The organism is Halovalidus salilacus (genome assembly GCF_031852275.1).
Taxonomy (GTDB): Archaea; Halobacteriota; Halobacteria; order Halobacteriales; family Natrialbaceae; genus Halovalidus; species Halovalidus salilacus.
On record NZ_CP134700.1, the window covers coordinates 2,821,675 to 2,845,932 of the forward strand.

At 69.0% G+C, this 24,258-nt stretch carries 25 protein-coding genes; 9 read left to right on the forward strand and 16 right to left on the reverse strand.

What is annotated here, in order from left to right; translation table 11 throughout:
• Positions 1 to 55 precede the first annotated feature (55 nt).
• The 3 genes from RJT68_RS13860 (at position 56) to RJT68_RS13870 (ending at position 3,350) form a co-directional block, all read left to right on the forward strand.
• Positions 56 to 1,399 (forward strand): alkaline phosphatase family protein, encoded by a 1,344-nt coding sequence (locus RJT68_RS13860; RefSeq protein ID WP_407037151.1) that lies wholly within the window; start codon positions 56 to 58, stop codon positions 1,397 to 1,399.
• Between the two features lie 547 nt (positions 1,400 to 1,946).
• The gene (locus tag RJT68_RS13865) at positions 1,947 to 2,423 is read left to right on the forward strand and encodes a DUF371 domain-containing protein (RefSeq protein WP_407037152.1); all 477 of its coding nucleotides are present in this window, start codon (positions 1,947 to 1,949) and stop codon (positions 2,421 to 2,423) included.
• Between the two features lie 81 nt (positions 2,424 to 2,504).
• Positions 2,505 to 3,350, forward strand: a complete 846-nt coding sequence (locus RJT68_RS13870) for an endonuclease III domain-containing protein (protein WP_407037153.1) — start codon at positions 2,505 to 2,507, stop codon at positions 3,348 to 3,350.
• A 122-nt stretch (positions 3,351 to 3,472) separates the two neighbouring features.
• Here RJT68_RS13870 and RJT68_RS13875 read toward each other — a convergent pair whose 3' ends face one another.
• On the reverse strand, positions 3,473 to 3,922 hold the full coding sequence (locus RJT68_RS13875) for a methylated-DNA--[protein]-cysteine S-methyltransferase (RefSeq protein WP_407037154.1): 450 nt from the start codon (positions 3,920 to 3,922) through the stop codon (positions 3,473 to 3,475).
• A gap of 216 nt (positions 3,923 to 4,138) precedes the next feature.
• Between RJT68_RS13875 and rqcH the strand changes: the two genes are divergently transcribed.
• Together rqcH and RJT68_RS13885 are read left to right on the forward strand one after the other, a co-directional pair.
• Entirely contained in the window at positions 4,139 to 6,271 is a 2,133-nt protein-coding gene (gene rqcH / locus RJT68_RS13880; RefSeq protein ID WP_407037155.1) for a ribosome rescue protein RqcH, read from the forward strand.
• Between the two features lie 133 nt (positions 6,272 to 6,404).
• On the forward strand, positions 6,405 to 6,659 hold the full coding sequence (locus tag RJT68_RS13885; protein ID WP_407037156.1) for a hypothetical protein: 255 nt from the start codon (positions 6,405 to 6,407) through the stop codon (positions 6,657 to 6,659).
• A gap of 240 nt (positions 6,660 to 6,899) precedes the next feature.
• Here RJT68_RS13885 and RJT68_RS13890 read toward each other — a convergent pair whose 3' ends face one another.
• The 12 genes from RJT68_RS13890 to RJT68_RS13945 all read right to left on the reverse strand — a co-directional run bounded on the left by RJT68_RS13890 (position 6,900) and on the right by RJT68_RS13945 (position 15,696).
• A complete protein-coding gene (locus tag RJT68_RS13890; RefSeq protein ID WP_407037157.1) occupies positions 6,900 to 7,112 on the reverse strand; it encodes a hypothetical protein in 213 nt (70 codons plus the stop codon).
• A gap of 200 nt (positions 7,113 to 7,312) precedes the next feature.
• Positions 7,313 to 7,807 carry a hypothetical protein gene (locus RJT68_RS13895; protein ID WP_407037158.1) on the reverse strand — a complete coding sequence of 165 codons (495 nt, stop codon included), beginning with the start codon at positions 7,805 to 7,807 and terminating at the stop codon, positions 7,313 to 7,315.
• Between the two features lie 411 nt (positions 7,808 to 8,218).
• The gene (locus RJT68_RS13900) at positions 8,219 to 9,016 is read right to left on the reverse strand and encodes an adenosylcobinamide amidohydrolase (RefSeq protein ID WP_407037159.1); all 798 of its coding nucleotides are present in this window, start codon (positions 9,014 to 9,016) and stop codon (positions 8,219 to 8,221) included.
• A complete protein-coding gene (cobD, locus tag RJT68_RS13905; protein WP_407037160.1) occupies positions 9,009 to 10,067 on the reverse strand; it encodes a threonine-phosphate decarboxylase CobD in 1,059 nt (352 codons plus the stop codon). Before cobD ends, RJT68_RS13900 begins: the two co-directional genes overlap by 8 nt.
• A complete protein-coding gene (gene cobT / locus RJT68_RS13910) occupies positions 10,067 to 11,119 on the reverse strand; it encodes a nicotinate mononucleotide-dependent phosphoribosyltransferase CobT (RefSeq protein ID WP_407037161.1) in 1,053 nt (350 codons plus the stop codon). The genes cobD and cobT overlap by 1 nt, the downstream gene beginning before the upstream one ends.
• Positions 11,110 to 11,772, reverse strand: a complete 663-nt coding sequence (locus RJT68_RS13915) for an NTP transferase domain-containing protein (protein WP_407040375.1) — start codon at positions 11,770 to 11,772, stop codon at positions 11,110 to 11,112. The genes cobT and RJT68_RS13915 overlap by 10 nt, the downstream gene beginning before the upstream one ends.
• The gene (cobS, locus tag RJT68_RS13920) at positions 11,772 to 12,596 is read right to left on the reverse strand and encodes an adenosylcobinamide-GDP ribazoletransferase (RefSeq protein WP_407037162.1); all 825 of its coding nucleotides are present in this window, start codon (positions 12,594 to 12,596) and stop codon (positions 11,772 to 11,774) included. Before cobS ends, RJT68_RS13915 begins: the two co-directional genes overlap by 1 nt.
• Positions 12,596 to 13,576, reverse strand: a complete 981-nt coding sequence (cbiB, locus tag RJT68_RS13925; RefSeq protein WP_407037163.1) for an adenosylcobinamide-phosphate synthase CbiB — start codon at positions 13,574 to 13,576, stop codon at positions 12,596 to 12,598. The genes cobS and cbiB overlap by 1 nt, the downstream gene beginning before the upstream one ends.
• Positions 13,573 to 14,235, reverse strand: coding sequence for an HAD family hydrolase (locus RJT68_RS13930; RefSeq protein WP_407037164.1), 663 nt, complete (start codon positions 14,233 to 14,235; stop codon positions 13,573 to 13,575). The genes cbiB and RJT68_RS13930 overlap by 4 nt, the downstream gene beginning before the upstream one ends.
• A gap of 157 nt (positions 14,236 to 14,392) precedes the next feature.
• Positions 14,393 to 15,004, reverse strand: a complete 612-nt coding sequence (locus tag RJT68_RS13935) for a translation initiation factor IF-2 subunit beta (RefSeq protein WP_407037165.1) — start codon at positions 15,002 to 15,004, stop codon at positions 14,393 to 14,395.
• 76 nt (positions 15,005 to 15,080) lie between these two features.
• Positions 15,081 to 15,464: a DUF5789 family protein gene (locus RJT68_RS13940; RefSeq protein ID WP_407037166.1), complete on the reverse strand. Its 384-nt coding sequence runs from the start codon at positions 15,462 to 15,464 to the stop codon at positions 15,081 to 15,083.
• A gap of 67 nt (positions 15,465 to 15,531) precedes the next feature.
• The gene (locus RJT68_RS13945; protein ID WP_407037167.1) at positions 15,532 to 15,696 is read right to left on the reverse strand and encodes a hypothetical protein; all 165 of its coding nucleotides are present in this window, start codon (positions 15,694 to 15,696) and stop codon (positions 15,532 to 15,534) included.
• Between the two features lie 523 nt (positions 15,697 to 16,219).
• On the opposite strand from RJT68_RS13945, the gene RJT68_RS13950 reads away from it, so the two are divergent.
• Entirely contained in the window at positions 16,220 to 17,182 is a 963-nt protein-coding gene (locus RJT68_RS13950; RefSeq protein ID WP_407037168.1) for a polysaccharide deacetylase family protein, read from the forward strand.
• Complete coding sequence (locus RJT68_RS13955) at positions 17,179 to 18,105, forward strand: formyltransferase family protein (protein WP_407037169.1); 927 nt, start codon at positions 17,179 to 17,181, stop codon at positions 18,103 to 18,105. Before RJT68_RS13950 ends, RJT68_RS13955 begins: the two co-directional genes overlap by 4 nt.
• A gap of 36 nt (positions 18,106 to 18,141) precedes the next feature.
• Here the strand turns inward: RJT68_RS13955 and RJT68_RS13960 are convergent, their stop codons facing one another.
• Positions 18,142 to 18,990 (reverse strand): ParB N-terminal domain-containing protein, encoded by an 849-nt coding sequence (locus tag RJT68_RS13960; RefSeq protein ID WP_407037170.1) that lies wholly within the window; start codon positions 18,988 to 18,990, stop codon positions 18,142 to 18,144.
• A complete protein-coding gene (locus RJT68_RS13965; protein WP_407037171.1) occupies positions 18,987 to 19,946 on the reverse strand; it encodes a glycosyltransferase family 2 protein in 960 nt (319 codons plus the stop codon). The genes RJT68_RS13960 and RJT68_RS13965 overlap by 4 nt, the downstream gene beginning before the upstream one ends.
• Positions 19,947 to 20,320: 374 nt before the next feature.
• Between RJT68_RS13965 and RJT68_RS13970 the strand changes: the two genes are divergently transcribed.
• Positions 20,321 to 21,307: a glycosyltransferase gene (locus RJT68_RS13970; protein ID WP_407037172.1), complete on the forward strand. Its 987-nt coding sequence runs from the start codon at positions 20,321 to 20,323 to the stop codon at positions 21,305 to 21,307.
• Here the strand turns inward: RJT68_RS13970 and RJT68_RS13975 are convergent.
• Positions 21,301 to 23,082: an ABC transporter ATP-binding protein gene (locus tag RJT68_RS13975; protein ID WP_407037173.1), complete on the reverse strand. Its 1,782-nt coding sequence runs from the start codon at positions 23,080 to 23,082 to the stop codon at positions 21,301 to 21,303. The two genes, RJT68_RS13970 and RJT68_RS13975, sit on opposite strands and share 7 nt — an antisense overlap.
• Positions 23,083 to 23,273: 191 nt before the next feature.
• Between RJT68_RS13975 and RJT68_RS13980 the strand changes: the two genes are divergently transcribed.
• Positions 23,274 to 24,149 (forward strand): ParB N-terminal domain-containing protein, encoded by an 876-nt coding sequence (locus RJT68_RS13980; protein ID WP_407037174.1) that lies wholly within the window; start codon positions 23,274 to 23,276, stop codon positions 24,147 to 24,149.
• Positions 24,150 to 24,258 lie beyond the last annotated feature (109 nt).

The following is a 24,258-nucleotide window of genomic DNA, read 5'->3' on the forward strand; positions in this document are numbered from 1 at the left end:
CGGAAACTGTGTCCGGAAACGAACCTTCTTGTATCCGGTCGAACTACGACCCTCCATGGGTCTGTTCGACCGCATTCGGGGCGATGGTAGCCCTCGAGTCGCGTTCATCGGAGTCGACGGAGTGCCGTACAGTCTCCTCTCGGAGAACGAAGACCGCTTCCCGAACTTCGCGGCCCTCGCCGACGAGGGGACGTCGAGCGAGATCTCGAGCATCGTCCCGCCGGAGTCGAGCGCCTGCTGGCCGTCGCTGACGACCGGCGTCAACCCCGGCGAAACGGGCGTCTACGGCTTCCAGGACCGCGAGGTCGGCACCTACGACACCTACGTCCCCATGGGCCGGGAGGTCCAGGCGACGCGCGTCTGGGACCGCGTCCAGGAGGAGGGCCGGAAGGCCACCGTGATGAACGTCCCCGTCACGTTCCCGCCCCAGCGCAACGTCCAGCGGATGGTCTCGGGCTTCCTCTCGCCCGACCTCGAGAAGGCCGCCTACCCCGACGACGTCCGGGACACCCTCGAGTCGATGAACTACCGGATCGACGTCAACCCGAAACTCGGCCACGAGGAGGACAAGTCCGACTTCATCGAGGACGCCCACGCGACGGTCGACGCGCGCTTCGAGGCCTTCGAACACTACATCGAGCAGGACGACTGGGACCTCTTCTTCGGCGTCTTCATGACCACCGACCGGGTCAACCACTTCCTCTTCAAGGACTACGAGCGCGACGGCGACTACAAGGAGGAGTTCTTCGAGTTCTACGAGAAGGTCGACGACTACGTCGGACGGCTCCGCGACGCGCTCCCAGACGACGTGACGCTCATCGTCGCCTCCGACCACGGCTTCACCAGCCTCGACTACGAGGTCCACTTCAACGAGTGGCTCGCGGAGGAGGGCTGGCTCTCCTTCCGCACCGACGACCCCGAGGAACTCGGCGACATCTCCGACGACACCAAGGCCTACTCGTTCATCCCCGGCCGCTTCTACCTCAACCTCGAGGGTCGGGAACCCCGCGGCTCCGTCCCCGAGGAGGAGTACGACGACGTCCGCGACGAACTCAAGGCGATGCTCGAGGGACTCGAGGGACCGAACGGCACCCCGGTCGTCGAGCGCGTCGTCGAGAAGGAGGAGGCCTTCCGCGGCGACCACGACGACATCGCCCCCGACCTGGTGGCGATCCCGAACCACGGCTTCGATCTCAAGTCGGGCTTCAAGGCCGACTCGGAGGTCTTCGACGTGGGCCCGCGAAACGGCATGCACAGCTTCGACGACACCGCGCTGTTCATCGACGACCCCGACGCGACCATCGACGACGCCAACCTGTTCGACGTCGTCCCCACCATCCTCGACCTGATGGAGATCGACTACGGCCGCAGCGAGTTCGACGGCGCGAGCCTCGTTTGAAGGTTCGTTCGCCGTTCGACTAACTGACGCTCCCAGCCGATTTCCGATCGGTATTGAACGACGACTGGACTCGAGACTCGAGAACCCGGTGAAAGCCCCCGATGCGCTCGAGTCGCGTGTCGGCGTGCGCTCCTCGGTTCGCTGGCGCTCACCTGTGGTGCTACCGGCCGCCACCGCTCCCCGAGCCCACCGGCCCCTTTCATTCCCGCCCGAAGCCTCGCCCTCCCCAGCCGACTCGTTCGCTCGTTTCACTCGCTCACTCGCCCCTCGCGCGACTTCGGCAACGCGTCCTCCCATGCGCTCGGACGCGTTACCAGCGCGCGCCACGTGGCTGGGAGGGCAGGCCGAACGGAGCGAGGCACGCGCGACCCTCCAGGAGCGCTTCGCTCTTCCGAGCATCGAGAACTCTACGGGTTCGCTCAACGGGGTAAGCAGACATCCTGGAGGGCGTTCGGGGGCTTCGAATCGATGGAGACCGTCGAAAAAACAGTTCAAGAGGTAACCCCGAACCGAGTCCGTTTTCCGGGCGCGGTCGTACCGCCATTGTATGAGCGAGACGGACCGCGAGTCGGACCCCGAAGGCGAGGACGCCGAAAGCGACGAGTGGCTCGAGGAGGTCATCCGCGCTCGAGGTCACGAGAACGTGCGCGCCGAGCACGGGAGCACGTTCGAGGTGACGACCGACGACTACCTCACGCCCGCGGGCGACTGCATTCTCGCGATCGAGGCCGATCGGGCGCCCGCGGACTTCGCTCCCGAATTCGTCGACGCCTGCCAGGACGAGTCGGCGACGATCTCGGTCACGATCGAGGCCGGCGGGCACCTCGAGTCGGTGACCGGACGCGGCCACCCGGACCTCGAGTTGTCGGACGAGCGCAGCGCGGTGGGGCGGACGAGCGACTACGTCGACGATCGGACGGTTCTGGTCGGCGCCGAGTTCGCGGCCGAGGGGTTCGATCGGGATCTCGTCGAGGCCCTGCGGTCGGGCGCTGAGGCGACGGTGACGATCGTCGTCGAGCCGTAGCGGTCGGGCTTCGACTCGCGAACGTGCGTCGACCGCTCCCGATGTGATTTTGGCCGCCGACGTCCAACCTCGAGGCGAGCCATGAGCGAGGACGCCGACGCGGACCCAGCGGAGGACCCGGAACCCGCCGTCAACATCAGCGGCGGCGCCGACGGGGGCGGCGTCGCGGCGACGTTCGATCCGGAGACGGCCGACACGCGCGCCGAGGAGGTCGTCGACCGACTCGGCGAACTGTACTGGCGCAAGACTTACGGCGGCCAGGACGCCTTCACCTGCCTCGTGCGGACGATCCTCAGCCAGAACACGAGCGACGTGGCGAGTCAGCCGGCCCACGACGCGCTGCTCGCCCGGTACGACGGGGACGGGATCGACCTCGCGGAGTCGCTCGCCGCCGCGGATCGAACCGAACTCGCCGAGACGATCAGCGCCGCCGGGCTCTACAACCAGAAGTCGGAGGTTCTCATCGAGACCGCCGAGTGGGCCCTCGAGGCGTTCGGCTCCGCGGCCGCCTTCGACGCCTTCGTGAAGGGCGAGGATCCCGGGGCGGTTCGGGAGACGCTGCTCGAGGTGCGCGGCGTCGGCCCCAAGACGGCCGACTGCGTCCTCCTGTTCTCGGGCGGCCGAGGCGGCGTCTTCCCAGTGGACACGCACGTCCACCGGATCTACCGCCGCACGGGCATCGCCCCGCCCGACGCCGACCACGAGGCGGTGCGGGGGGTGCTCGAGCGGGACGTCCCGACCGAGAAGTGCGGCTTCGGGCACACGGCGACGATCCAGTTCGGCCGCGAGTACTGTAAGGCGCGGAAGCCGGCCTGCCTCGAGGATCCCGAGGCGTGCCCGATGGCCGACCTGTGCGACCAGGTGGGCGTCTATCCGGAGACGAACGAGGTCGTCGACCCGGCGGAGGCGCTCGAGGCGAGCGAGTGACCGTAATCGTAGCGACGACGCGCAAGGGACGTTCGAGGAGCCGTCGAACCGATCGGCGAGGGAGCGACCGGGGACGTCCGCTCACCCCCGTCGAACGACACGGACCCGCGGCGTTCGACCCGTCAGCGGTCCGTCGGCAGGCGGGTTTGGACGGCCTCCGGGTCCGATTCCGAGTCTGATCCCCGCACCCGGGCCTCGAGGTCGAGCAGCCGACGCTTCGTCGCGACGCCGTCGGCCGCCGAGTACCCCCTGAGCGAACCGTCGCTCCCGACGACGCGGTGGCAGGGCACGATCAGCGGCACGGGGTTTCGCGCGCAGGCCTGCCCCACGGCGACCGGGACGGTGCCGAGGTCCGCGGCCAGGTCCCCGTACGTTCGCGTCTCTCCGTAGGGGATCTCGGCCATCGCCGCCATCGTCCGGCCGACCGCCCCGTCCGGGAGGTCGACCGTCAGATCGAACGTCCGGCGCTCGCCGCGCTCGTACGCTCCGATCTGCGCGCGGATCGCTCGAGGCGGTTCCGCGACGAAGGACTCGTCGATCTCGATCGTCGTCTCCAGGATGTCGAGGTGCATGGTATCCGATTCTCGCGGACCGCGTCTCGCGGTTCCTGCTCCACCTTCAGCGGCGAATCGGATAACCCTCGGCCGCGAACCGAAAGTGGTCGTCGAGTCGCTCGAGGGGGCGAACCTCGGTCACCGTTCGCTCGGCGGACGGGATCCGATCGCCGACGCGGCGGCGTCGAACCCCGGAGCGACACGCCTTTTTTCCCGGGGCCGGCAGTGAGAGGTATGACCGCCGATCCCAAACGGGAACTCACCAGCGTCGACCTCGCGGCCCTCGTCCGGGAACTCGGGACGTACGAGGGCGCGAAGGTCGACAAGGCCTACCTCTACGGCGACGACCTCGTGCGGCTGAAGATGCGCGACTTCGATCGCGGCCGCCTCGAGTTGCTCGTCGAGGTGGGCGAGGTGAAACGCGCCCACACGGTCTCGCCCGAGCGCGTCCCCGACGCCCCCGGCCGGCCGCCCCAGTTCGCGATGATGCTGCGCAACCGGCTCTCCGGCGCGGACTTCGTCGGCGTCGAGCAGTACGAGTTCGACCGCATCCTCGAGTTCGTCTTCGACCGCGAGGACGGTACGACGCGGATCATCGCCGAACTGTTCGGGCAGGGGAACGTCGCGGTCACCGACGGCGAGTACGAGGTGATCGACTGCCTCGAGACGGTGCGGCTGAAGTCCCGCACCGTCGTCCCCGGTTCGCGCTACGAGTTCCCGAGTTCCCGGACGAACCCGCTGTCGATCTCGCGGGAGGCGTTCGACCACGAGATGGACTCCTCGGACACGGACGTCGTCCGGACGCTCGCCACGCAGCTCAACTTCGGCGGCCTCTACGCCGAGGAGATCTGCACCCGCGCGGGCGTCGAGAAGGCCCTCGACATCGAGGACGCGACCGAGGCAGAGTACGACGCGGTCTACGAGGCGATCGAACGCCTCGCGCTCGATATTCGAAACGGGAACGTCGAGCCCAGGCTCTACCTCGACGACGAGGAGGGGGAGGCCGTCGACGACGCCCGCGTCGTGGACGTCACGCCGTTTCCACTCGAAGAGCGCGCCGACCTCGCCGCCGAGCCGTACGAGACGTTCCTCGAGGCGCTCGACGACTACTTCTTCCGGCTCGAACTGGACGAAGAGGAGTCGTCAGACCCGACCGAGGGGCGGCCGGACTTCGAGGAGCGGATCGCGAAACACGAGCGGATCATCGACCAGCAGCAGGGGGCGATCGAGGGGTTCGAGGAGCGAGCCGAAGCCCAGCGCGAGAAGGCCGAGTTGCTGTACGCGAACTACGGGCTCGTCGACGAGATCCTCTCGACCGTTCGGAGCGCCCGGGAGGAGGACCGCCCGTGGGACGAGATCGAAGCCCGGTTCGAGGAGGGCAAGGAGCGGGGCATCGAGGCCGCCGAGGCGGTTATCGACGTCGACGGCAGCCGGGGGGCGGTCACCGTCGAGATCGACGGCGAGCGGATCGATCTCGACGTTCGAAGCGGCGTCGAGCGGAACGCCGACCGCCTCTACACCGAGGCGAAGGAGATCGAGTCGAAGAAGGAGGGCGCCCTCGCGGCGATCGAGGACACCCGGGAGGAACTCGAGGAGATCGAGCGGCGACGGGACGAGTGGGAGGCCGGCGAGGCAGACGACGAGGGCGGCGACGGTGACGAGGGCGAGGAGCGCGACTGGCTCTCGGAACCCTCGGTGCCGATCCGGGAGAACGAGCCCTGGTTCGATCGGTTCCGCTGGTTCCACACGAGCGACGGCTTCCTCGTGATCGGCGGGCGCAACGCCGACCAGAACGAGGAGCTGGTGAAGAAGTACCTCGAGCGCGGCGACAAGGTGTTCCACACGCAGGCCCACGGCGGCCCCGTCACCGTGCTCAAGGCGACCGATCCGAGCGAGGCCTCCTCGCCGGACATCGAGATCCCCGATTCGAGCCTCGAGGAGGCCGCCCAGTTCGCCGTCTCCTACTCGTCGGTCTGGAAGGACGGCCGCTACGCGGGCGACGTCTACATGGTCGACTCCGATCAGGTGACCAAGACGCCCGAGAGCGGCGAGTACCTCGAGAAAGGTGGATTCGCGATTCGCGGTGACCGAACCTACTACGACGATACGCCGGTGGGCGTCGCAGTCGGCATCCAGTGCGAGCCGTGGACCCGCGTGATCGGCGGCCCACCGAGTGCCGTCGAGGGACGGGCGGTGACGACGTTCGAGGTCGAACCGGGCCGGTACGCCCAGGGCGACGTCGCCAAGCGGATCTACCGCCGCCTGCGCGAGCGGTTCGCGGACGAATCGTTCGTCCGCAAGATCGCCAGCCCCGATAAAATCCAGCACTTCCTGCCGCCGGGCGGCAGTCGAATCACCGAGGAGTGACGCGACGAGGGCGGAACGGGACCCGCGGACGGTTCCCGACCGCCTCGCTCGACGGTCGGACGGGACCGGGTACTTAGACACCCACGGTATGGTGGCCGACGCTTGTTGGCAGCCGAGACGGTACGCTCGGGTGATGGCTTCGACGACGGAACTCACCTCGAGCGCGGTCTCACTGGACGTCGATCCGACGGTCCTCGTTCCGCCCTTCGTCGGACCGGAACACGTCGTACTGGTCGTGGCCCTGGCGCTGGTCGCGATCACCGCGTTCTTCCTGTTCGTCGCGTTCGCTCCCCAGCTATCGAGGACGCGGGTCGCGGAGTTCGACGTCGAGACGTCGTCGTCTTCGTCGTCGACTCGAGACGACGGCGACGGGCGGATCGGCTCCTAGAACGGTCGTCGTTCGGACCCGGGTCGCTCGTCGAACCCGCTAATCGCTCGGTCGTTCGAAATCGTCCCTCGATGGGTGACAAAAATCTCCGAGGGCCACCCCCCTCTCGAATCGGCGACCGGTGATCGTCGCCGAACGCGGGCCGTCAGCCGGTCGAGCCTCGAGCGCCGTCAATCGGCCCTCGAGCGTCGACCGGTCGACGTCCCGCGAAACTGGTGACCGGTGAGCCCCGACCCCGCCTCACTCCTCGAGGACGAGGTAGGTTCGGCCGCCGCAGTGCTCGAGCGAGACGCGGTCGGTGGTGACGTTCGATCGGACGAACGACTCGATGCCGTCGGCGGGGAGGTCGGAGACGTCGATGCGGTGGGGTCGATCGCCGATCTCGACCGTCGGTTCGTCGCGCGCGGTGCTGGCGGTGCGTTCGTCGTCGATCCCGTCTACGATCAGTGCCATATCTATCGGTTGGAGTGACGGTACGTCAATCCGACCCGTCCGCGGTGAAAGTGAAAGTACGAGACGGAGCGGCGGTGTCCGTTCGACGGCCGCTCGAGGCCCTCAGGATCGATGGAGGCGGATCGAAGGAGCGCCGGCACCGTCGGCGCGGGTGGAGGTGGGCCGTATCCGGACGTCGAGAGGTGTGGGTCGAGTCGACCTCAGCCGAGTCGCTTGACCTCGACCACGTGCGGTTCGTCGGCGGCGGTTCCCCCGGCCGTCACCTCCGACGACACCCCTTCCGGTTCGGACCCCGCGGGCCCCCTGTGGGTCACCTCGAGCGGGACGGTATCGACGATGGCTTCGCGCGCGCGGTCGCGCCACTCGCCGACGGCGGCGGAGTGACGCTGTCGGAGTCGCTCCGTCTCCTCGGCGTCGATCGACGCGTCGTCGAGCGCAGTCTCGAGGGTGGGGTACGCACGGGTCACCTCGTCGTCGAGGAGGTCGTCCGGATCGACGTGAATCGCGCCCGTCATGCGCGAGTCGTCCACGCGGTAGACGTGGAGGCGGGCGCGCATGCGACCGTGGAACGGCGGCGTCACGCGCAACACGGCCGTCCCGGGGTTTTCCCGATTGTACGCGTATGCGTCGACGACGTCCCCGGCGGAGACCGCGAGGGAGCGGATCGTCGACGGGTCCCGATCGTCCCCGACCATGCGGGGCCGTACGGCTCGAGGCGGGTTAAACGTTCGAAACGAGCGGAGAGGAGGGGAGAACGGGAGAGCGAAGCGAACGGGTGACCGATCGGTACCGTGACGGGCGCGCGACCTACCACTCGGTCTTGCAGCTGAAGTCTTCCTTACACTTCGCGCAGGTCGCCGATCTGCTGTACCCCTTCGTCAACGATCCGACGTACTCGCTGGTCTTGAGAACCTTCATCTCGATGTCTACGGTGGTCTTCTCGGAGCAGTGCGGACAAACGACTCGTTGTGACATATAATCGAATTGAGCGTGTCGGCGACTTACGCTTTTGGGCCGAAATTCCACTCGCCAGACGGGTCGACGGGCGTGCGATCGTCCGAACTGGGAGTCGGACCGACGGGGGTGCGGTCACCGGTATCGGCCCCTCAATCGATCGTCGTTCGCGGGCGGAAGACGGTCGCCTCGACGTCGGTCGAGACGCCGTACGTCGCGTCCTCGAGCGACGTCGGGAGTTCGTCGGGAGCGTCCGCGTCACCCGTCCCTCGAGAACCTGACCCGTATCGTGACCGAAGGGACGTCCGGACGGCCTCGCGAACGCACGCTCGAGCGGCCGCACCGACGGGGGTTGCGCTCCCGGAGAACGCCGCCGGCCGGCCCGTCGGATCGTGGCCGGCGACGATCGCGTCCGAGGTGGTCCCGGGAAACCCCGTCTCGGCGAGGAGGGTCGCCGCTTTCGCCTCCGCCGCGACCGCGATGAGGTTCGCCAGCGCGCCGGGGGCGAGCGCGCGGGTGGTTCCAACGATCAGGTTGACCGTTCCCGACGCCGGAGCGGACTCCTCGGTCGGCAGATCGCCGCCCGACGGCTCCGTCGGCAGCGCGGCGGGGTTCGAAAGCCCCGCCGTGGCGAACGCCGTCACCGACCTGCAGCGGGCGCCGCGAGCGTGGGCGACGTCGACGCCCGTGAACAACGCCGGGCCGGCCGCGTCGAAGCCCGCTCGCTCGAGACGCGCTGTGACGTACGCCTCGAGGTCCGTCTCCTCCCACCCGTCGGGAACGGTGACGTTGTACGCGGCGTCGGTCTCCCACCGCCCGCCGTTCCAGCCGCTCGAGAGCCACTCGGTGCCGGGGCGGGAGACGCGGAGGACGCCGTCGCGGCGGACGCCCGCGAAGCCGTTCTCGCCCCCGTCGCCGTCGGAATCGGGACTCGAGTCGGGCTCAACCATCCGTCGACGCCTCCCCGCCGTCCGGACGGTCCGCGAGCGCCTCGAGCAGGCGACCGTTCGACGCCCGATCCTTGACGGCGACGCGGACGTGCGAGTCGAGTCCCCTGAAAGTGGTGGCGTCGCGGATCGCGACGCCGGATTCGCGCGCCCGTGCGATCACGGCTTCGACGTGGCGATCGCCGACGTCGCAGAGGAGGTACGGCGCGTCGGAGGGGCGAACCTCGAAGCCCGCCCCCTCGAGCGCCTCGCGCATCCGCTCGCGTTCTCGAACGACCTCTTCGCGCGTCTCTCTGACGAACCCCTCGCTGCGCATGCAGTGCGCGCCGACGCGAGCCGCCGGAAGGCCCAGCCCCCACGTCGGTCGAGCCGTCTCGAGGGCCTCGAGGCGCTCCCCGCGTGCGACGGCGAAGCCGGCTCGGAGCCCGGGCAGTCCGAATATCTTCGTGAGCGAGCGGGCGACGATCACGTTCTCCGCCGAAAGCGAGGTGGCGGAGGGGAGGTCGGTGTAATCGAGGAACGCCTCGTCGACGAGCAGCGTCGTCCCGGCGTCCGCACAGCGGTCGGCGAACGCCGAGAGGGCGTCCGGGTCAGCCGCCTCGCCGGTCGGGTTGTTCGGCGTGCAGACGATCGCGAGCGCGCAGCGCTCGAGTCGCTCGTTCGAAGCTTCGAGCGCCTCGTCGACCGGGACGAAATCGGGGGCCGCGCCCTGCAGTTCGACCTCGCGGGCGTACTCACCGAAACTCGGGTACGGCACGAGCGCCCGGTCACCGGGCTCGAGCGTGACCTCCATCCCGAGTCGGATGGCCGCGAGTCCGCCGGCGGTCGGAATCACGCGCTCGGGGTCGCAGCCGACGTACGTCGCCGCCGCGCCCCGAAACTCGGGGTAGGCGCCGTCGGGGTACCGGCGGGACGCCTCGAGCGCCTCGGCGTGGACCTCGGCGACGCCGTCGGGGGTCCGGGGGTTCGTGTTCGCGGAGAAGTCGAGGACGTCCGGGTCGGAGTCGCCGCCGTGGGGGACGCGGCCGGCCGCTCGAACCGCCTCGGGGTCCATTACCGGGATTCACCTCCGTCGGCGGGGGGCGACGACTCGCCGTCGACCTCGGGACCCGCGGGGCCGTCGGACTCGACCCCCAGCCGCTCGCAGACGCGGACGAGGCGATCCCGCACCGCGGCCATCTCGCCGTCGGGGACGAGCGAGAGCGCGCCGCCCATCGCGACGCCCTCCTTCGCGACGCCCGCGCAGTAGCGTTCCATCGCGACGTGACGGTCCGGATCGAAGCCCGGATCGGTCACGGCCAGTTCGCAGTCGAGCTGCCAGCAGGCCTCCTCGAGGTCCGATCCCCGTTCTTCGGCGACGAACGACGTGGTCGCGATCGTCAGCGGCGCGTCGACGCCGGCGTGGCGCAGCAGCGCCGCGACGGCCACCATCTGCGTCCCGCCGGCCAGCGTCACGTCGGCGCCGCTCTCGAGCGCGCCCGCGGCGATCCCCATCACCGTCGGTTGAACCGGGTCGCCGACGGCGCGGATCGCCTCGAGCGGTCGCCCCTCGCACGCGCTCGGCGCGAGGTCGCTCGCCTCGAGCGCCTCGTCGACGACGGCGCGCTTTCGCTCGACGGGGTTGTCGGGCAGCGACGAGGAGACGCCGACGGGTTCTCCGAGGGCGGTGAGGACGCCGAGCGCGGTCGTCGTCCCGCCGGGCACCGTCTCGCCGATCAGCACCTCGTCGTCGGGCAGGCTCGCACCGAAGGCGTGCGCGCGGTCGTAGATCGCTTCGGCGTCCGGAACGGCCGACGATTCGCGAACGTCCGCGCCCGGGGAGACGCCGAGGTCGACCGTCGGGGCGCCGGTCGGCTGGGCGAGGCCCGCGTCGACGACGGTCAGGTCGAAGCCGACGACCTCGCGGACGGCGCGGGTGACCGCGGCGGGCGTCGGGCAGCCGTTCGGGCTGACCGGCGTCACCGGCGACGTCGTCGGCTCGCCGTAGGCGACGATCTCGACGTCCGCCGAGGGCGTGTGTTCCATCAGTTCGGGGGCGGCGCCCGCGGCGCTGATACCGTCGATCAGGGCCGTCTCGGTGGTGCCCGCGGGGACGATCACGCGCACTCGTCGGTCACCTCCGCGTCCGCGTCCCCGTCCTCGTTTTCGTCCCCGCCGCGGATCGTCGCTCGCAGTTCCGCAGCGAGCCGCGCGTCTTCGAGCCTGTTCACGTTCACCGCCAGTCTGGGATCGTAGCTCACGTTCGTCATGGTGTCGTCGGCGTCGCCGACCACGTTCACCCCGGTCGGCGCCAGGTGGGCCTCGGACTCGAGTCGCGAATCGACGCTCGCGCCGAGGCGTCGTTTCAGCGTCGCCGGAACGCAGATCGTCCGGGACGCCGCGCGGTTCTGATTCCCGGGGCCGCCGCGACCGTGCTCGTGCAGGTCGAGCACGCGGTCGACGACGGGGGCCTCGAGGAGGGGCAGGTCGGCCGCCACGGTCAGGACCGGCCTCGATGGGGACGCCCCGTCCTCGGACTCGAGGACCGTCACGAGGTCGGCCACGTACCCCTCCCCGGGCGTCTCGACCGTCGTCACGGAGTCGGCTCGCTCGAGGTGGATCCTCGTCTCGGGGGCGTTCGGCGAGACGGCGGCGTAGATCGTCTCGATCCGGCTCCCCTCGAGCGCGCGGAGGACGGAATCGACCATCGGAACGCCGCCGACCGGGTGGAGGGGCTTCTCGCGGTCGCTCTCGAGGCGGGTACCCTTCCCGCCGCACATCACCAGAGCGTCCACGCGATCACCCCCGCGTGCACGCCGGCCGCGCGGCCGATCTCGTTCGCCGCGCCGAAGATATCGCCGCTGAGCCCGCCCAGTCGGCGGTTCGCCCAGGTCCAGGGGAGACAGATCCCGCCGATCGCACCCGCGAGGGCGACCGCCGCGGCCGGGTTCGGCCAGGTGAGCGCCGTCGCGGGCAGGGCGACGAGCGCGGGGAGGACGAATCCCCGAGGTGAGGCGGCGCTCGTGATCCGTCGCCCCATCCCGTCGTACGCCGCCGAGCCGAAACAGGCGAGCGCGGCCATCCCGAGTTTCGCCCCGACTTCCGCGGCGACGGCGACGCCGGCCGCCTCGAGGGCGGGCAGTCCCGCGAGCGAGAACCCGCCGAGGGCGAGGCCGGCGACGACGATCGAGACGGACGAAATCGCACCGACGCCGGTCGTCGTGTCCTTCAGCACCTCGCGCCGGCGCGCCGCGTCGCCGTGGACGACGAGCGCGTCGCCGAGGTCCGCGACGCCGTCGAGGTGGTGGACCCCGGTCACGGCGTAGACGGTCAGGAGGTAGCCCAGCGCGACCGTCGCCGCCGGAATCGAACCTTCGGCGAACGTCGAGAGCAGGCCGGCTCCGACGAACGGGACCGCTACGAGCGCGCCCGCGACGTAGCCGACGATCGGGAACGCGACGGGGCGTGCGCGGAACGCGTCCCAGTCGCCGTCGCGGTGGGAAACGGGGAGCCTGGTGAGAAAGCCGAGCGCGCCGCGGATCGCGGCGATCCGACTCGAGGAATCGGCGTCCTCGTCACCGGCCCGGACGGCTCGACCGGCCATCAGGGGCTCACCCCCGAGAGCGCGATCGACGGGATCGCGAGGGGATCGACGCGGTCGGCGACCGCCACCGCGAGGAGTCCGGCGACGGCGACCGAGACCGCGGCGGCGCGCCCGACGATCTCGATCGCGCGTTCGCCGTCGGCGACGGAGGGGAGGTCGGTCCCCGGATTCAGGTCGTAGGCGTCCCGCTTCCGGAGGCGAACCGAGAGCGCGCAGGCCAGCGTCGCCATCGGCCACCCCGAGTTGGGCGACGACGGGACCCGAGCCCACCGGCGGGCGCGCCACGCGGCGAGGGGGTCGGCTGCCGCGAGCGCGATCGATGCGGCCGTCAGCCGCGCGGGGAGCCACATCACGGCGTCGTCGAGTCGGGCGCTCGCCGTACCGATCGGCTTCGTTCGGTAGCCGAGCATCGAATCCAGCGTGTTGACGCCCTTGACCCACGCCGCGGCCGCGGCCGCCGCTGACAGCGAGACCGGCGCGAGGAGCGCGAAGGGGAGTAGCGTCGAGACGAGGCCGTCGGAGAGGTTCTCCGCGGCGCTCTCGACGGCCGCGCTGCGGATCTCCGCCGGCGAGAGGTCGACGGTGTCGCGGCCGACCAGTCCCCGCACCGACTCGCGGGCCGCCTCGAGGTCGGCGTCGGTCGCGTCGACGACCTCGCGGGTCATCTCGAGCAGCATCCGGAGGCTCACCGTCAGGAAGAGGACGAGCGACGCGACGACGGCGCTCGCGAGCGTCGAGTGGCGGCCCGCGGCGAGGACCGCCCCGCCGGCCGCCGCCGCGGGAACGAGCGGGAGGACGAGGGCGACGACGAGGCCGACCAGCCGCTGGAGGCCCTCGTCGGCGCGCCACTCGCGGTCGACGGCGCCCACCAGTCGGCCGAACCACGCGACGGGGTGGGCCGCGGTCGGGGGCTCGCCGATCAGTAGATCGAGGCTGAACGCCAGTCCGATCGCCGCGAGCGTCGTGGTCGCTGCGCTCACGGTCCGCCTCCCGCGTCCGCGTCGGATCGTCGGTTCTCGAACTCCGCCGCGAGCGCGTCGGGGACCGACGAGAGCGGGACGTCCTCGAGCACCAGCGCCGTTCCGCCGACGGCTTCGACGCCCGCGTCGGTCCGCGGATCGTCGCCGACGTGGACGAGGGCCGACGGCTCGACGCCGAGTCGCTCGGCCGTCACCTCGAAGATCTCGGGGGCGGGCTTCCGCCAGCCGCAGCCGACGCTCGTGACGATCACGTCGAAGTATTGACGGGAGAGGTCCGAGCGGATCAGCGTTCGTCGGGCCAGTTCCGGCACGCTGCAGTTCGAGCAGATCCCCACCGGACCCAGGTCCCGGGCGGCCTCGACCGCCTCGAGGGCGCCGGCGCGGGTTTCGACGACCGGATCGAACGCCGCGACGACCGCGCGGCGGACGGCGTTGCCGTCGTACGTGACGCCCCTACTCGCCAGTGCGCGTGCAACGTGGGCGGGGAGCGGGACCTCGGCCCCTTCGGGCGCGTCGACGTGCACCTCCGCGTACGCCGCCGCCCAGTCGTCGGGGACGTCGACGTCGCGAGCCTCGAGTTCGGCCGCAACGGCGGCGGCCGGGTCCGACGGCCGCTCGACCGCCACGAGCGTTCCGAAGAGATCGAACGATACAACCACACGAGTTTCATTAGCGCAACTTCACTTGAATCAATCGGTGAGACGATTCGAAGCCGGGTCGTCGGTGGAGCGGCGGAGACGAGAAGAAACCGACGATCGAACGTCACGTGGTTCGCAGACGCCGCCCGTCGGGTGGCTGTGGGCACCAGTCGACGGTTCAGGCGAGGCGAGCGAACGCGAGGTTGCCGGAGATGTTCTTGATGTAGATTTCGACGACGTCGCCCTCCTTGGCGCCGGGAACGAAGATCGTGTACTCGCCCTTCTCGGCGACGCCGTCGCCTTTGCGGCCGGTGCCGGTGATCTCGACGGTGTAGGTCTGGCCCTCCTCGACCGCCTCGCGCTGCTGTTGCTGCTGGCTGGTCGCGGAGCGCTTGGTGACCGGACGGAACGCCCCGCACGCGTCACAGCGCAGCATCGGCGTGCGGTCCTCGCGGACGAGGCGGGTGTCGGGCAGGCCGCACTCCGAACAGAGGACGTACTCGTCGACGTAGGCGTCGATCGCCCCGTCGAAGTCCGTCGCGGAGAAGGTGCCGTTGTACCGACCGCGACCGTCCTCGAGTTTCCCGCTCGTTCCCAGCTCGCGCTGGACGAACCGGTGGAGGTGTTCGTCCTCGCGCGAGAGCGTGTCGGCGATCTCGCCGAGGTTCGTAAAGCGCGTGAACGCGCCGTCCTTCTGGGCCTGCGGGTCCGGAATCTGCAGTCGCTCCTCGTCGCCACCGATGTCCGGAACGTTCTCCATCGCTCGGTTGAGACTCGATTCGTAATCCATACGCGAACTCAGTCGATCCGAACGTAAATCCGTTCTGCTCTCGCAGTCGGGGACCGATCGCGTGCCCGAGCGGGTCTCAGTACGTCGAACCGCCGCTCTCGCTCAGCGAGCCCTGCTTCTCCTCGTCGAGTCGATCCAGATCCCGCTCGGCGTTGGCCTCGTTCGGATTTCCGGCCTCGCCCGTGATCTCCCCGTACACCGCTTCGCGAACCTCCTCGGGCGAGTCGAACTCCTCCCCGGCCAGTCGGTCGAAGACGCTGCCCAGCGACTCCGTCTCGTTCGGCATGTCGATCGGCTCGTCCCCGTACTCCGTGGCGATCTCTTCGCTCTGTACCGGGTACTCGAGTTCGCCCAGGTGGCGTTCGACGTCCTCGAGGATTGACTCCGTCTTCTCGGCCCGGGCGTTCTTCCGCCGCTCCGCGCGTTCCTGCACGCGCTCGTGGTCGGGTTCGTCGCTCATACTCGCCCTATCGCGAGCGCTCACTAAAGCGGCCGGCCGTCCACTGCGTGGTGTCGGAAAATCGGAGTCAGAGGAACGCGGCGGACGCGAAGACGCCGGAGAGGACGTCCTGAAGCAGGATCAGCAGGGCGCCGGCGGCGACGGTGGCGATGATCCAGGCGATCATGACGTAGATGACCCACCGAACGAACTCCTCGTCTTCACCCGCCATCAGCGATCCGTTTTGGCTCATTACCGGTACTTTCCGCTCGGGAACTATAATACTTGCATTCCCGTCCCCGGAGGCGGGGTCTCGCGGTGGATCGATTGGACGCGTTTGTCAAAACGGTATTCGTCCTTTCCTCCATCGGTGCACAAACGCGATGTCGACGCGAAACGATCGAACGAGGGTCGCCGCCCGGTGTCGTCGCTGCGGGAACGCCTACGCCGCCGAACGGTGGCCGGACCGGACCGTTCGCCCGATAGGATCGCGCAACGGGTGCGCGTGCGGTTCGACGGAGTTCCGCGTCGTCGGCGATGGCGGATAGCCGACGCGGTTCGCGGCCACGTCGCGACGCCGGGACCGTACCCGCTAGACGCCGCCGCCGACGCACTCGAGGGGGGCGGAGCGACCTGGCCGAGGGTGCGAAGGCGACCGGCCGCTACGGACAGCCTACGCCCCCGTAACTCGAACCTAGCATATGAGCGTGCGGACACGTCCCAGCGCGTGACGGTCGTCCACAGATACATAGGCGGGGTTCTGGTCCACCTCGAGTATGACAGCGAGAGCAGACGATCGGTACTCGTTCGCGCTCTGTCTCTCACACGACGTCGACCGCGTGTACAAGACGCCGCAGAATCACCTCTTCGACAGCATCAGCGAGCGCGACCCCCGCGAACTCGTCGGGATGTTCTCGGGCAAGAACCCCTACTGGCAGTTCGAGCGCATCGCGGCGCTCGAATCCGAACTCGGCGTTCGCTCCTCGTTCAACGTGCTCGACGAACAACGCCTCGGCGAGCGACCGAAGGCCGAGTGGGCGACGGTCTCGGGGTGGAGTCGGTACACCGGCCGGTACGACGTGACCGACCCGCAACTCGTGTCGACGCTGCGGGTCCTCCTCGACGGCGGCTGGGAGATCGGCCTCCAGGGGTCGTTCTGCTCGCCCGAGGATCGAACGCGCCTCGAGTACGAGAAGGAGCGAATCGAGTCGGCGATCGGCGCGGAACTCGTGGGCAATCGCCAGCACTACCTGAACCTGACCGAGCCGGACACCTGGGCCCACCACCGCGCGATCGGACTCGGATACGACACCTCCCTCGCGGATCCGAACGAACTCCACTTCCAGCGCGGCTACGACCTCCTCCGTCCGTTCGACGACGAGTTCGTCGTCTTCCCGTGGACGATCATGGACCAGACGGTGATGGAATCCGGCGACTCGACCGACGATATCAGGGCCAACTGCGAGGCCGTCCTCGAGGAGGCGCGCGCGCACGGGAGCGTCCTCGTGCTCGACTGGCACCAGCGGGTGTTCACCGACGAGGAGTTCCCCGGCTGGGGCGACGCCTACCGGTGGACGATCGAGCGCGCGATGGAGATGGGCGCCTGGGTCGGCACGCCGGGCGAGTTCTACGAGGCGATCCCCCACCCCGGAGGAACGGTCGCCGACGCCCTCGCGGCCCTCGAGGCCCTCGAGGCGGCGCAAACCGACGTCGAACTACTCGGCCGCGCGGTGCGATGAGTCCGGGCGGATCGACCGGTCCGACCGACGTCTGCGTGCTGGCCGACCCGTACCTGACCGAGTGGCAAGTGTGCGCCCTCGAGCGGGCCCGCGACCGGGCCGGCGTCGACTACCCGCTGGTCGTCGTCAACGATCCCGACGACCCGGACATCGACCCGGACGCGGCCGCCGACGCCGTCAACGGCGGGATCGGGCTCGAGACGCTGCGGCTGTTCGGACGCCTGGTGAAACGCCAGCGAGCGTGGGCGCTGGTCGTCGCCGAGCGGAAGCTGGGGGAGCTCCTCGGCGACGACCGGCCGCTCGAGCGGCGCCACCCCGTCGAGGCGGTGGACGTCCTCGCGAACGCGGAGGTGCGTCGGGTGACGCCCCTCGAGGACGGGAACTGGACCGAACTGCCACCCGAGGCGGTATCGGCGGTCCGCCGGCGCTGCGACGTGGCGGTCAGGTTCGGGTTCGGCCTCCTCCGCGGCGACGTCCTGACCGCCCCGGATCGCGGCGTGGTGAGCTTCCACCCGGCGGACATCCGCCGCTACCGCGGGCTCGGCCCACCGAAGGCGTTCGTCGACGGGCGCCGAACGATCGGGTCGACCCTCCAGCGGCTCACCGAGGAGATCGACGGCGGCGAGATCGTCGCCGAGGGTCGAACCGAGATCGACGACTGCGCGACGCTGTGGGACGTGTACGATCGCGTCCACGCCCTGCAGATCGAACTCCTGGCAGAGGGGCTGTCGAACCTGCAGGAGCCATCGTTCGAGCCGACCGCGCCCGAGTCGCTCGGGAAGTATTACTCCACGCGCACGCTGCGGGAATCCGACTTCGCCCTCCGGACGCTCGCGAAAAACCTGCGCGGCCGACTCGCCGGCGACAACGATCGGAGGCGACCCGCGGCGAAGGGGACGCGAGCGCCTCGACGCTCGAGGTGACGGAAGGCGTCGTTCTCGGATCGCCGCCGACGTGCATCACGGGCCGCCGGTACGTTCGCTCCCGGCGGCGGAACGAAGATCGCGAAGATCGGGGTGGTCGGGGACGGCACCGCTTCGAGCGTACGAATCGCGGGCATCCATCCAGTCCGCGTGCCTGACGAGGACGCCGACCGGAATCTCCTCGAGGTCGAGTAGCTTCGCGATCGCGAGGCGATGACGGCCGTTGACGAACAGGAACGTGCCGTCGCGGGCGACGTCGACGACGACTTCGTCCGTCACCCGCAGCACCGATCGCTCGCCCAGTTCCCGCTGAGAACGGTAGCCCTCCGCCTCGATCCGCTCGTAGAGGTCGTCGAGGTAGGCACACCGCTCGAGGATCGCCGACGCCGAGGTGCGGCCCCGCCACGACGGTTCGCCGCGCGCCGCGAGTTCGAGACAGCGGTCGACGAACGGCGTCTTCCGCCAGGGAACGCCGTCTTCGAAGTGCGCTCGCAGCGACCCGAAGAAGACGCTCTCGGTGAACCCGTCGGCGCGGTACAGGTCGTAGCGAGCGCGGTAGTCGTCGTCGACGATCGGCGGTTCGTCGCGTCGGTCCCAGTCCCCGTCGCGGACCGTGCCGAGGTCGTCGACTTTCCCGTGGTACGGGGGGAACGGACGGCCGGTAAACGACTCGATCCGGTCGGGATCGACCCACCTGACGGCGAACGGATCGGGAGGGCGCTCGTATCCGTCGAAGTCGGTCTCGTGGAATCGTCGGTGGTACGCGTTCCTGATCCGCGCCGGCGCGGACACGGGAACCCGACCGTACGCGCGCTCGACGAGGCGACGCGCCGCGCGCCCGGCGGCGGGGGTCGAGCGCGACGAGGCGCTCCATTCGCCGATCACGGAATCGAACCCCGGATCGATCGTCTCGACCGTTCGACGGTTCGTTTGACCTGCGACGCCGACCGGTAGGCGTGCGGACCGATCAGCGCGATGAAGAGGTAGAGATAGGCGTCTCGAAGGGGAGGGTAGGTTCGAATCGCCCTCAGCGCGAACCGACGGGCGTCCGCGTAGTAGCCGTTGGCGAGCCCGGCGCAGGCGATCGACATCGCTCGTCGGGCGAGGAACTCCCGCTCGCGCCCGTACAGCGCGGCCAGTTCGCGGTGTTTTTCGACGTACAGCGGGTAGGAGACGTCGCGCAGCGGTTCGAACCGATCGCCGATCTGCTCGTACCTGCCGATCCGGCGGACGACGAGCGGACGGCGGATCGACTCGAACCGGCAGTGGCGGGACAGTCTGAGCAGCCACTCGCGGTCCTGCCATGCGGGAAAGCGCTCGTCCGGGGGACCCGTCTCCTCCACGACGGACGCCTCGACCGCGATCGTCGAGAACGGACCCGCCACCGCGTTCCCGAGCAAGCTTTCCGTCGCGGCGGGATCGACGTCCGGTAACTGAATCGTCGTCCGTTCGCCGTGCTTGGTGGTGAACTCCTGACCGACTATCGCGACGCCGATGTCGTCGTCCCGCAACGCCGAAACCTGGATGCCGATCTTCTCGGGTTTCCAGCGATCGTCGTCGTCGAGAAAGGCCAGCACGTCGCCGTTGGCCTCCCGGATCCCCGTCGTACGCGCCGCGTTCGCCCCCCGGTTCGTCTCGTGGCGCAAACAGCGAAACGCGAATCCGTCCGGTACGACGCCGGACAGCGCCTCCTCGGCCGGACTGCTCGACCCGTCGTCGACCACGATCAGCTCGAGCGACGGATAGTCCTGAGCGACGACGCTCTCGACCGCCTCGACCAGCATTTCGGGCCGGTCGTACGTCGGAATAATGACGCTTACGAGTGGCCGTTCTCCCTCCATCGGTCGGAAGAAAAGACTATTTCCCTATTGTTATTGATCGCATTACAGTAAAAAAACAGACGCCTTTGGTATCTTCGTAAGCAGGTAGGGAGAAGGACTTCTCGTTCGCCGTCCGAACGTCCGGTTCGCCGTCCGGTCACCGGCGTCGAGGTCGTTCCCCTCCCGTTCCATGGCGCACGGCTGCCACGAGGAGCGACGCCGGGACAGGAATCGATCTAAGGGGGACCGAAAGGGGGCCGGAGCGACGACCGCGCGGAGATCGGAACGCGATCCGAACGGAACCCGAAGTCGACCCGCTCTCCAGCGTCGACGCGTCGGTCCGAGCGACGACTCCCGGGGAGAAACGACCGGATAACGAACGGGGCGAGTCGCGAATGGACGCCATCGAACCCGCCATGGCGCCATCCACTCAACCGGCCGTCTCCGTGATCGTCCCCGTGTACAACGATCCGTCGGGGCTCCTGGAGACGCTCGAGTCGCTCGTCGACCAAACGCATCCGTCGTACGAGGTGATCGTCGTCGACAACGACTCCGACGACGAGACGCTCGCCGTGGCGCGCTCGGTCGCCGACTCGCACCCGGAGTTCGTTCGGGTCGAGCGCGAGCGGGAGATCCAGAGCTCCTACGCGGCGAGAAATACGGGGATCCGCGCGGCGTCCGGCGAGATACTCGCGTTCGTCGACGCGGACGTGACCGTCGACGCGGACTTCCTCGAAGCGGGGGTCTCGGCGATGCGATCGCGCGACGCCGCGTACCTGGGCTGTCGCGTCGACGTCGCGCTCGAGGAACGGGTGATCGTCGGACTGTACAACGCGATCACCGGGTTCCCGGTCGAACGCTACGTCGAGGAGAACCGGTTCGCGCCGACGTGCGCGCTGTTCGTCCGCCGAGACCTCGTCGAAGACGTCGGCGCCTTCGACAACCGCCTCGCCTCGGGCGGGGACACGGAGTTCGGACAGCGGGTCGCCGCCTCGGGGCGAGACCTCCACTACGCGCCCGACGTTCGGGCGGAACATCCCGCACGTGCGACGCTTCGATCGCTGCTGCGCAAGCGCGTCCGGATCGGGCGAGGGATCACTCAGCGCGCGTCGCTGTATCCCGATCGGTACGACGCCCCACCCCTCTGGCACCCGATCGGGTACCTCCCGCCGCACCCCGGACGATTCCGTCGATCCGTCGCCGAACCGAGGGACGATCTCACCGCGTCCGAGACGGTCGGTCTCTACTGCGTCGCGTACCTGGAACGGCTCGCCGAGACGACCGGCAGGGCGCTCGAGCGCCTCGACGAACTGGCGTCGACGCGCGAGTCTGACGGCGAGTCGAACGTGACACCGTCGCCGATCGAGTCCCGCGACTACTGAACCGCGTAGAGCTCCGCGTAGGTCCCGTCTTCGTCGATCAGCTCGTCGTGCGGGCCGCGTTCCGTGATCCGCCCGTCCTCGAGCGCGTAGATGCGGTCGGCGTCCCTGACGGTCGATAGGCGGTGGGCGATCGCGACGATCGTCCGGTCACGATCCATCGCCTCCAGTTCGGCCTGCACGCGCGCTTCGATACTCGTATCGAGGTCGCTCGTCGCCTCGTCGAGCACGAGGACGCTAGCGTCCTCGATGAGTCCCCGCGCGAGCGCGACGCGCTGGCGCTGCCCGCCGGAGAGGCGGACCCCGTCGTCCCCGAGTTCGGTGTCGTAGCCGTCGGGGAGTTCGTCGACGAACTCGGTGACCTGGGCGATCCGGCACGCGCGCTCGAGCTCCACTTCGGAGGCGTCAGGGTTGGCCATCGTGACGTTCGCCCGCAGCGTGTCGTTGAAGATGTACGGATCCTGCCGGACGAACGCCACCTCGTCGCGCCACTCGTCGACGTCGTACTCCGCGAGGGGAACGCCCGCGGCTTCGATCACGCCCGAGTCCGGCGTGTACAACCGGGCCACCAGGGACGCGATCGTCGACTTTCCGGCGCCGGATTGTCCGACGAACGCGACGAATTCGCCCCCGTCGATCTCGAGCGAGACGTCCTCGAGCACCCGCTCGTCCTCGCCGTAGGAGAACGACACGTCGTCGAACTCGATCGGCGTCGGGTCCTCGGGCACCGGACGGTTGCCGCCGTCGACGTCCTCGGCCTCCTCGAGTTCCTCGATGAACCGGTGGGTTCGAATCAGGTGCGGGAGGCGCCCTTCGACCTTGTAGTAGAACTTGTTCGCCTGACTGACCCGGGGACCGACCTGAAACATGGCGTACAGGAAGACGGCCAGCGCCCCGAGCGACAGGTCGGCGACCGAGAGCGAGACGTAGACGAGGCCGAAGACGAGCAGGGCGATCGAGAGATTGTACACGTTGTTGATCACCTCCTCGTTCCGACCGAGCGCGATCGTCGCCTCGGTGAACCGGTCGACGTGGGTCGTGAAGTCGTCGTACAGCGTATCGTCCAGTCCGAGGAGTTTCACCTCCCGGATTCCCTGCGTCCCCGCCTGAACGTGCTGCTGGATGCCCTCGTTCGCGTCCGCGACGCGGTCGCCGACGCTGTACCCCGACTCGATGACGTTCCGGACGAGGAACGTCAGCGCGCCGATGGCGACGCCCGCGGCGATCGTGAGCACCGGCGAGATGTAGTACGCGATCGCGAGGTACGCGAAGATGAGCGTCACGGAGCCGAGCAGGCGGACCAGGTCACGGATCACCTTCCCCGCGTACTCGGCCTGGGTCACGATCGCGTTGATGATGTCGTCGGATCCCTCGCGGTCGAAGTACGAGGTGTGTGCGTCCAGGGCGTTCCGAAACGCGCGTCGCTGCAGGTCGCGAACGTACAGCGTCTGTAACGTCACGCGAAGCCATCCGACGACGATGCTCGATCCGAACCGAACGGTCATCACGAAACTGAGCACGAGGACGATGTACCCGACGGTAAACGGCACGCCGACCACGTCGAAGCCCGTGACGAACAGTTCGACCAGTCCGTCGGCGTCCTCGGCGTTCCCCTCCGCTACTTCGATGATCGGGAGGATGAAGCTCACCCCGACACCCTCCAGGACGGCCACGAACCCGCTCAACGCTACGATTACCAGCGTCATCCCGGGTCGAAACGTGGCGATGAGAGAGAGGCCGCGGAGTTTCTCCCTGAGCGATAGGTTGTCTGAAGACATCTAGTCGAACGAGTACAAGCGCCTTCGGGGCCTTGTTATGGTGGTGTTACCCCCGATCGCGACGCCGGTCGACCGTCGCTCGCTACCGGCACCCGATCCCCCGGGCGGACCCTCATCGTGCGCCGTCCCGAATCGAGACGCGGAAGGGGGTCGTTACTTTTTTCGGTTTGCGGCCACCGTTCGTCCGGAAGATGGAGACCGGTTCCGTCGTCGAGACGGTTCGCGCGGCCGGCCGAGTGTACCGACGGAAGGGAGCGTCGGGATTGGTCCCCACGGCGCTCGAGTACGCGATCAGTCGGCCCCGAATCCACCCCCGTCTCCACTGGCGGATAGCCGAGGCGTACTATCGACGACGCTGTCGAAACGACGTCGCCGCGACCGCCGCGCCGCCGGATCCGTTCAAACTCGAGTGGGTCTCCCCCGATCTGATCGAGCGCCACACGCGACGGGAGTACCCGCCGTACCGGGACCGGCTGTGGCTCTTCGGATCGATCCGGGACGGCGACTGGGATCGGCGCGAACAGCCGCCGATCGATCCGGACTACGACGGACCGCCCGCCGAACTGTTCGTCGCCGATCGCTTCGAACGCACCGTGCTCTACCGCTCCCTCGAGGCTCACTTCGCGGCCGGGGTGCCATGGGACGAGACCGACCTGGTCCGCGAGGCCCGGAGGCTCGTCCGGGAACCCGCGCCGGAGCGCGTCTGGCACGAGTGCACCACTGACGCCGAGATCGACCGTCGGTGCCGGCGACTCGACGACCTCTACGAGTCGATCGCCACGAACGGCTACCGGTCGGAGCGGGAGCGATTCGGAACCGATCCCTCGATCGGGTTCCGTCACTGCCTCCGTCACGAGATCACCGTCGACGTCGGCCGCGACGGCGAACTCCTCCTCGTGTCGGGAAAACACCGACTCGCGGTCGCGAAGCTGCTCGGCCTCGAGCGAGTGCCGGTGGTATTTCTCGTCAGACACGCCGACTGGGCGGGTCGCAGGGAGGCCGTCGCCGCGGGCGCCGATCACGCGCCACACCCCGATCTACGGGATATCGAACCGGAAACCGGCTGATCGGCCCTGACTGGGCCACCTCACGAAACGGCAGAACCGGCTACGGGATACCAGTTCGCCCCGATTTCGCAGCACCGGCTGACGAACCCGAAGCTAGAGGGACAGGGCT

What these genes read in the sequence shown, in the direction of transcription:
- RJT68_RS13860 (WP_407037151.1), top strand. Translation starts at nt 56, where the DNA reads ATGGGTCTGTTCGACCGCATTCGGGGCGATGGTAGCCCTCGAGTCGCG.
- RJT68_RS13865 (WP_407037152.1), top strand. Translation starts at nt 1,947, where the DNA reads ATGAGCGAGACGGACCGCGAGTCGGACCCCGAAGGCGAGGACGCCGAA.
- RJT68_RS13870 (WP_407037153.1), top strand. Translation starts at nt 2,505, where the DNA reads ATGAGCGAGGACGCCGACGCGGACCCAGCGGAGGACCCGGAACCCGCC.
- RJT68_RS13875 (WP_407037154.1), bottom strand. Translation starts at nt 3,922, where the DNA reads ATGCACCTCGACATCCTGGAGACGACGATCGAGATCGACGAGTCCTTC.
- rqcH (WP_407037155.1), top strand. Translation starts at nt 4,139, where the DNA reads ATGACCGCCGATCCCAAACGGGAACTCACCAGCGTCGACCTCGCGGCC.
- RJT68_RS13885 (WP_407037156.1), top strand. Translation starts at nt 6,405, where the DNA reads ATGGCTTCGACGACGGAACTCACCTCGAGCGCGGTCTCACTGGACGTC.
- RJT68_RS13890 (WP_407037157.1), bottom strand. Translation starts at nt 7,112, where the DNA reads ATGGCACTGATCGTAGACGGGATCGACGACGAACGCACCGCCAGCACC.
- RJT68_RS13895 (WP_407037158.1), bottom strand. Translation starts at nt 7,807, where the DNA reads ATGGTCGGGGACGATCGGGACCCGTCGACGATCCGCTCCCTCGCGGTC.
- RJT68_RS13900 (WP_407037159.1), bottom strand. Translation starts at nt 9,016, where the DNA reads ATGGTTGAGCCCGACTCGAGTCCCGATTCCGACGGCGACGGGGGCGAG.
- cobD (WP_407037160.1), bottom strand. Translation starts at nt 10,067, where the DNA reads ATGGACCCCGAGGCGGTTCGAGCGGCCGGCCGCGTCCCCCACGGCGGC.
- RJT68_RS13915 (WP_407040375.1), bottom strand. Translation starts at nt 11,772, where the DNA reads ATGTGCGGCGGGAAGGGTACCCGCCTCGAGAGCGACCGCGAGAAGCCC.
- cobS (WP_407037162.1), bottom strand. Translation starts at nt 12,596, where the DNA reads ATGGCCGGTCGAGCCGTCCGGGCCGGTGACGAGGACGCCGATTCCTCG.
- RJT68_RS13935 (WP_407037165.1), bottom strand. Translation starts at nt 15,004, where the DNA reads ATGGATTACGAATCGAGTCTCAACCGAGCGATGGAGAACGTTCCGGAC.
- RJT68_RS13940 (WP_407037166.1), bottom strand. Translation starts at nt 15,464, where the DNA reads ATGAGCGACGAACCCGACCACGAGCGCGTGCAGGAACGCGCGGAGCGG.
- RJT68_RS13945 (WP_407037167.1), bottom strand. Translation starts at nt 15,696, where the DNA reads ATGAGCCAAAACGGATCGCTGATGGCGGGTGAAGACGAGGAGTTCGTT.
- RJT68_RS13950 (WP_407037168.1), top strand. Translation starts at nt 16,220, where the DNA reads ATGACAGCGAGAGCAGACGATCGGTACTCGTTCGCGCTCTGTCTCTCA.
- RJT68_RS13955 (WP_407037169.1), top strand. Translation starts at nt 17,179, where the DNA reads ATGAGTCCGGGCGGATCGACCGGTCCGACCGACGTCTGCGTGCTGGCC.
- RJT68_RS13965 (WP_407037171.1), bottom strand. Translation starts at nt 19,946, where the DNA reads ATGGAGGGAGAACGGCCACTCGTAAGCGTCATTATTCCGACGTACGAC.
- RJT68_RS13970 (WP_407037172.1), top strand. Translation starts at nt 20,321, where the DNA reads ATGGACGCCATCGAACCCGCCATGGCGCCATCCACTCAACCGGCCGTC.
- RJT68_RS13975 (WP_407037173.1), bottom strand. Translation starts at nt 23,082, where the DNA reads ATGTCTTCAGACAACCTATCGCTCAGGGAGAAACTCCGCGGCCTCTCT.
- RJT68_RS13980 (WP_407037174.1), top strand. Translation starts at nt 23,274, where the DNA reads ATGGAGACCGGTTCCGTCGTCGAGACGGTTCGCGCGGCCGGCCGAGTG.